Raw genomic sequence first — 2,255 nt, 5'->3', positions numbered from 1 at the left:
GGACTGGTGACTGGGGACTGGGGACTGGGGACTGGGGATTGGGATTTAAAGGAAATTGTGGAATTTGTCCAAAAACATGATTTATGGTTAATAGAAGATAACTGTAATGCTTTGGGAAGCCTACTAACCCTTTATCAAGGGCAAAAAACCGGAACATTTAGACATATAGCCACAGTTAGTAGTCATAAAATCTAGGGATAACAGATAGCCCAAACTCTTGCTTTTTGCCTGCCCCCACAAAAAGACTTTTTCAGCAAACCCTAAATAAGTCAAGATGATAAGCTGTTACACAGCTAAATTGTATAATCCTAATATTCTGAACTCTTGTTTAACAGGCAAGATGCCTGTTCCACTTATACAAATTAAATGCACAACAGCTTACTTGTGATAAAATTAAAAAGTAAGTTAAATGAAAAGTTAGATTATGTTTAAAATGTTGTTTAAAATGTAGTTTTAAATGTAGTTTTAAATGTAGTTAGGACAAATGATGATACTGATAACGTATAATTAACTATCAAGGAGAAAAATATGAGAGCAGAGCTAAAAACACAAATCAAAAATTTGTATGACACCGACTATAATCTTTGGGTATTAGAAACAGTTAAACAGTTAGAAAATAGAGATTTAGATTCTTTGGATTGGGATAATTTAATTGAGGAAGTTTTAGATTTGAGTAAAAGAGATAAACGGAAAATCGAAAGTTTGTTAATGAGATTGATTGAACATTTACTAATTCTACAATATTGGGAAGGGGAAAATGAAAGAAATAGAGGACATTCGCAAAGAGAAATAACTAATTTTCGCAAGCAAATTCAAAGATTATTAGCAGATAGTCCTAGTTTAAAAAGTCACTTAGAGATGAAGTTAGACTTATGTTACAATGATGGAAGAGAATTAGCTAGTCAACATTCTCAACTTACCTTAAATACTTTTCCTGAAGAAGCGATCGCTACTCTTGAAAAATTTTTAGATGATCATTGGTTTGCTAATACATAAAATAAGTTGACTATGTGCATCTGTAAGAGGGTGTTTGAAAAGTCATGATTGATGTATCAAATATTTTTTTTACCCCTCTCTAACCCCTCACAGGGGTAGGTTTTTAATATGATCTGTGAAGGCAGGATCAGGAAGACAAGGAGGCTTGTCCTGAGCGTTTCAAAGCCTCTCCCCGCGTCGGCGAGAGGTTTGGAGAGGGGTTTATTTATACATTAAAAACTTTCCAAACAACCTCTAAATTAAAAACCCATAAATTAAAAACCCATAAATTAAAAACCCATAAATTAAAAACCCATGAATGAACAAAAAAATATGCCTACCGGCTACCTACGCAAAATCCATCATATTGCTTTAAACGTTGCCGATATGCAAGCATCACGCCATTTTTATGGACATATTTTAGGATTACATGAACTCACAGGCGAAGAAATTCCCGAAACATTAAAACAACTTGTTGCTGAAGGCAAAGTTGCTAATTTTATCACCCCCGATGGAACAATATTAGACTTATTTGGAGAACCAGAATTATTACCACCAGACCCCGATCCCAGTAAATCTTTTACTAGAGCATATCATTTAGCCTTTGATATTGATCCCCAATTCTTTGATCAAGCTGTATCCGTGATCCGGGAAAATAATTTAGTCATAGCTTATGGACCCCTTACCCGTCCTACAGGTAGAGGGGTGTATTTTTATGACCCCGATGGGTTTATGATAGAAATTCGTTGTGATCCTCATTAAATAGAAACATGGAAAAAGTTTTAAAAGTTATCAATGACGTAATTACTAACCCACCCATACCCCATGAACCCTATAAACAATCTTTAAAAAATTGGGCAAAATATTGTTTACAAAATAAGGGTTTTATTGTCACCTATGCTCAAAATTATGATTTTGCTGTGGAAGTCAAAGGACAAGGAAAGCTGTATTTTCAGGTGACAGATAATGCAGTTGATTTGGATGATAAAATTAACTGGATAGTGTGGGATAGTGCAGCGAAAAAAGCTAGTTTTATTCCGCAAATGTTATAAATGACCGTAGGTTGGGTTAAGCGATATCGCAACCCAACGAATTATTTAGGGGTTGCTGAGAAAGTCTTTCTGTGAGGGCATAGGAGTCAGGAGTCAGGAGTCAGGAGTCAGGAGGAGATTTGAAAATTTCTTTGCCATCTCTTGAAATCCCAAAAAATGCACACTTTTTCCGGTATACCCTTCAAAACCCTTGCACTAATTTCTGTGTTTATCAGCCTCTAACCTTTG

4 protein-coding genes are annotated in these 2,255 nt (G+C 35.3%); all 4 read left to right on the top strand.

Features of this window, described 5'->3' with window-relative positions:
• Nucleotides 1-195, top strand: a 195-nt coding sequence (locus H5968_RS24855; protein WP_187042068.1) for a DegT/DnrJ/EryC1/StrS family aminotransferase, incomplete at its 5' end; no start/stop codon positions are given.
• Nucleotides 196-528: 333 nt separating this feature from the next.
• Complete coding sequence (locus H5968_RS24850; protein WP_187042067.1) at nt 529-996, top strand: DUF29 domain-containing protein; 468 nt, start codon at nt 529-531, stop codon at nt 994-996.
• Nucleotides 997-1,290: 294 nt separating this feature from the next.
• The gene (locus tag H5968_RS24845) at nt 1,291-1,737 is read left to right on the top strand and encodes a VOC family protein (protein WP_187042066.1); all 447 of its coding nucleotides are present in this window, start codon (nt 1,291-1,293) and stop codon (nt 1,735-1,737) included.
• An 8-nt stretch (nt 1,738-1,745) separates the two neighbouring features.
• Complete coding sequence (locus tag H5968_RS24840; RefSeq protein WP_187042065.1) at nt 1,746-2,027, top strand: hypothetical protein; 282 nt, start codon at nt 1,746-1,748, stop codon at nt 2,025-2,027.
• Nucleotides 2,028-2,255 lie beyond the last annotated feature (228 nt).

Source organism: Sphaerospermopsis sp. LEGE 00249, from assembly GCF_014299995.1.
Taxonomy (GTDB): Bacteria; Cyanobacteriota; Cyanobacteriia; order Cyanobacteriales; family Nostocaceae; genus Sphaerospermopsis; species Sphaerospermopsis kisseleviana.
Note: the sequence above shows the minus strand (reverse complement) of the source record. Positions and strands in the feature narration are given on the sequence as shown.

Excerpts from the sequence above, each read along its gene's own strand:
- H5968_RS24850 (WP_187042067.1), top strand. The coding sequence starts at position 529 with ATGAGAGCAGAGCTAAAAACACAAATCAAAAATTTGTATGACACCGAC.
- H5968_RS24845 (WP_187042066.1), top strand. The coding sequence starts at position 1,291 with ATGAATGAACAAAAAAATATGCCTACCGGCTACCTACGCAAAATCCAT.
- H5968_RS24840 (WP_187042065.1), top strand. The coding sequence starts at position 1,746 with ATGGAAAAAGTTTTAAAAGTTATCAATGACGTAATTACTAACCCACCC.